We start from the raw sequence: 3673 nt of genomic DNA on the forward strand, positions 1-3673 counted from the left end.
TTCTCACGCACGAACGCTGCATGAACGAGGCAAGGGCGTTGCCTTTCAGGGACATCGACCGGTTCAACAAGTTCGTGGCCGGCAACGCTCAGCGGCTGTTGTTCGGCCGCTGAGCGTTCGCGGGCGACTCCGCAGTGCGCCGCTCGCCGCGAGCGACAGCCTCGACGTTTCCGACAGTGGGAAGCCACACGTCTTTTCGGGCGGCTTGGGCATGAAGGGCCAGTCCAGGCCGCGAGATGTTGCGTGCGGCATGTTCGTCCCGGCGATGGGCTCCGGCAGCTGCCCACAGCGGGCGCTGCGGGCTCGCCGAGGATCCCCGCGTCGATACTGTGGACGCCACACCGCGTACAGACCGCGACGACGCCCTTCCCGGGGTGCGACGAGACTGGCGCTCTGACCTGCCCGCATTTGACGAAGCGGAGCGACAACCCGGACTGTCCCCCGCCGTTTGCCCGTTCGCTAGGCCGATTCCCCCGACGGCCACAGCCGTCGTCGGCCCTCCGCCGCACGCTAGTGGACTAGTGTCAACTCCGGCGTAGACTACCCCCGCCTACTGCACACGATCCGGCGACGCAAGGCCCCGACGGAAGGAAGTCAACGATGACCAAGAGCGGTATCGGAGCGCGCAGAAGCGCCGCCCTCGAAGACGGCGGAGCTGCCTACGTCGCCCGCCGCGACGAAATCATCAAAGCCGCGGCGCACGTGTTCCGTGAGCGCGGCGTCGAGGCGGCCACGCTGCGCGATATCGCGGAGGCAACCGATACCGACAGGGCCACCCTCTACTACTACGTCGGCAGCAAAGAAGAACTGCTGCAAGAGATCGTGCGTGAAGCACTCGGGCAGGATATTGCAACCGCGCAGGCCGTCAAGCGCAGCAAAGCCTCCAGCAAGGATAAGATCGCTGCGCTGATCGAGTCGATGGTCAATGGCTACGACGCGAACTACCCACATATGCATGTCTACATCGAGGACTTGGGCCGAATCTCCCGCCAGCACAGCGAGTGGTCGACCGACGTCATCGCCCGGACCCGCGAATACGAATCGATCGTGCACTCGATTCTGGCGAAGGGCCAACGCGATGGAACTCTGCGCAAGGACCTTCCGGTCGACCTGTGCGCGATGGCGCTCTTCGGCATGGTCAACTGGATGCACCGTTGGTATCGGCCCAACCTCAAATGGAGTCCGGAGGAAGTCGCCGAGACGTTCACCGAGGTATTCCTCAGCGGCCTCGAAAACAAGTAGGACAGCCAACCCCCCCGTAATCGCTCACGCTGATTGTCAACACAGGCGTTGGATACTAACGTTGTGCGCTCAGCCGCGATGGAGGTACTCATGTTCATGTTCGCCGACATCGGGAGGGCGACTACGCCGGCGTTGCTGGCCGACGTGGCCCAGGTCGCGCCGCAAAAGCCCTTCATCATTGCCGACGACGGCGAGCTCACCTATGCCTCGGCTGCGGCCACTTGCGCGGCACTCGCCGCAGGAATGACCCGGTTCGGGCTCCGGCCCGACGATCGCGTCGGCATCCTGCTCCCGAACGGAATCCGTTGGTGTGCAGCACTTATCGGTGCGCATGCCGCGGGACTGTGCGCCGTGCCGTTGAACACCTGGTATCGAAGGGAAGAACTCGCAGCAGTGGCGCGCCGTGCCCGGTTACGCGCGGTCATCACCCAGTCGACGATCTTCGGCTTCGATGCGGCCGCTGCTGTCGGCGACGTCGACGTGGTGGATTACCTCGGCGCGCTCGAATGGCCCCGCGATGAGCCGCTTCCGCCCGCCCTTACCGGACAGCACCTGTCGGCTGACCCTGTGGCGGCGCTGCGCAATGCACCGACCGGTGAGTCCGACGACGCCCTGCTGCTGTTCACCAGCGGTAGTACAGCGGCGCCCAAAGCGGTCCGGCTGCGCCACGGCGCGATGTTGCGCAATGCCCACGCCATCGGCGAGCGTCAGGGAATTCGACCCGACGACCGATTCTGGTTCGCCTCACCGTTGTTCTTCGTGTTCGGGTGTGCGAACGCACTGCCCAATGTCCTGACACACGCGGCCACACTCTGCGTACAGGAGCGGTTCGATCCCGCTTCGGCGTTGGAATTCATTGAGCGGCTGCGATGCACCGTGTACTACGGGGTCGCGCCGGTCACGCGCGCCTTGGCTGCATGCGAGGACCTGCGCAAGCGCGATGTCTCGTCTCTGCGTACCGGTAGCGCCAACGCGACGCCGGAAGACCTGCGGATCGCCATCGAGGTCCTCGGAGTCGATCAGGTCTGCAACGCCTACGGGATGACAGAGGGTTACGGCCACTCCGCAATGACGGCCTGCACCGACCCGGCCGACGTCCGCATCAATTCGCAAGGCACACCGCTGCCGACCCAGGAACTTCGCATCGTCGCCGGCGATGCCGTTGCGCAGGTCGGCGTTGCCGGCGACATACAGATCCGCGGCACGATCACCCCCGGCTACCTTGACACTCCGGCCACATTCGATCCGAATGGCTGGTTGGCGACCGGCGACACCGGTCTTCTCGACGCGGAGGGACGTCTGCACTACCTCGGACGCAAAGACGAGATGATGAAGGTCAAGGGTGTCAACATCTCTCCACTCGAGATCGAAACCTTGCTCGTGCAACATGACTCGGTCGACGAGGCGTTTGTCTTCGGCTTGCCGAACGGTGATGGCGACCAGCGGGTGGGATGTGTACTTGTACCGCCGGCGAGCAATGGTGATCACGCTCAACTGGGGCACGACGTTCGAGACTGGATGCGTGCGCGCGCGGCCTCATACAAGTTGCCCCAGACGATCCTGGTCGTCACCGTCGATCAACTTCCGCTGACGGCCACCGGAAAGGTCAACAAGAAGGTGCTCAAGGAACAAACCCAGGCATCCCTCGAGCATCCGCGTTCTAGCTGAAAGCCGGAAGGACCTCGGTACCGAACAGCCGCAGGGAGTCCATCGTGTGTTCGTGCGGCATGTCCGCATATTGCACGAACAGCAGCAAACGATCGACACCGATCGCCTCGTACTGCTTGGCGAGGTGGATGCATCGCTCGGGATCACCGACGAGGATCATGTTCCTGGAGTCGAGGTAGTCGTAGTTGAACTTTTCGTAGTCCACCCCGACGAACCGGCTGTAATAGTCATACGAGCTGTTCTCTTTGAGTTCCGGGATCAGCGACGTGAGCAGCGCGATCTGGTCATGCTGGTAGCGCATCACGCCGGCTTCAGCGCGCTGGCGGGCAAGCCCGGCGTTGGCGGCGCAGTGCGCCATCACGAACACTGCCGTCTGATTGTTGACGACGTCGCCGATCGGCGTCGCGGTCTTGATCCGTTCACGGTACTTGGCAATTCGGGAGGCCACCTCCTCGAAGGCCAGAGCAAGCGTGAACGATAGTAGCCCGAGTCCGTTCGCGCCGGCCATCTCGTGCGACTCCGGACTGGTGCACGACATCCACAGCGGTGGATGCGGCGACTGCAACGGCTTGGGCACCATCGGTCGTGCCACTTGATTGAAGTACTCGCCTTCGTGCTGCACGAGCGGGTCTCGCCAGGCCTTCACGATCAACTCGAGCGATTCCCGCCACATGTCGCGAGTGTCGGCGGGATCGATTCCGAAGCCGCCGAGCTCGACCGAGGTAGCGGACCGTCCGGTGCCGAACTCCAAGCGGCCTTGCGA

General features: G+C 63.7%; 3 protein-coding genes. 2 read left to right on the top strand and 1 reads right to left on the bottom strand.

The genetic code is table 11. From position 1 onward, the window contains the following. Positions 1-600: 600 nt before the first annotated feature. Positions 601-1242, top strand: a complete 642-nt coding sequence (locus QOI01_RS34745) for a TetR/AcrR family transcriptional regulator (RefSeq protein WP_526388572.1) — start codon at positions 601-603, stop codon at positions 1240-1242. A 90-nt stretch (positions 1243-1332) separates the two neighbouring features. Beyond that, positions 1333-2910: a class I adenylate-forming enzyme family protein gene (locus QOI01_RS34750; protein ID WP_526388574.1), complete on the top strand. Its 1578-nt coding sequence runs from the start codon at positions 1333-1335 to the stop codon at positions 2908-2910. Here the strand turns inward: QOI01_RS34750 and QOI01_RS34755 are convergent. Further along, positions 2903-3673, bottom strand: a 771-nt coding sequence (locus QOI01_RS34755) for an LLM class flavin-dependent oxidoreductase (protein WP_526388576.1), incomplete at its 5' end; no start/stop codon positions are given. The genes QOI01_RS34750 and QOI01_RS34755 overlap by 8 nt on opposite strands.

Source organism: Mycobacterium sp. (assembly GCF_032162605.1).
GTDB lineage: Bacteria > Actinomycetota > Actinomycetes > Mycobacteriales > Mycobacteriaceae > Mycobacterium.

Coding starts and splice junctions, on each gene's coding strand:
- QOI01_RS34745 (WP_526388572.1), top strand. CDS start 601: ATGACCAAGAGCGGTATCGGAGCGCGCAGAAGCGCCGCCCTCGAAGAC.
- QOI01_RS34750 (WP_526388574.1), top strand. CDS start 1,333: ATGTTCATGTTCGCCGACATCGGGAGGGCGACTACGCCGGCGTTGCTG.